This window comes from Levilactobacillus koreensis JCM 16448 (genome assembly GCF_001435525.1).
In the GTDB taxonomy this organism is placed as follows: Bacteria; Bacillota; Bacilli; order Lactobacillales; family Lactobacillaceae; genus Levilactobacillus; species Levilactobacillus koreensis.
This window is the reverse complement of record NZ_AZDP01000117.1, coordinates 1-274: the sequence shown is the minus strand read 5'-3', so window position 1 is coordinate 274 and position 274 is coordinate 1. Positions and strand designations below refer to the sequence as shown.

1 pseudogene is annotated in these 274 nt (G+C 44.5%); it reads right to left on the bottom strand.

Annotated elements, in window-relative coordinates:
• Positions 1 to 274: pseudogene (locus FC99_RS13965) on the bottom strand (RNA-guided endonuclease TnpB family protein); the annotation flags it as partial.

Sequence of the window (274 nt, the reverse complement as noted above, 5' to 3'; positions counted from 1 at the left end):
TTCGCTTACGTAGGATCTTCTGACCATCAAAGAATAGCGTCTTTCCTTCATCATCAAAGGCGGTTGCCAGGAAACGTAATCCACGGTCAATCCCTACGATTTTAGGATTGTCTTTGGGACTGAAATCGCTAACTTCTTTGGTGATGCCGATGTGCAGAAACCACTTGCCCCGGTTATGGACCAACTTAGCAGTACCGAATTTCCAGTCATCGGTAAAGTACTTTTCAAATCCTTTGTTGGTGAATCCTAACTTAGTCCGCTTACCTAGAGTGGT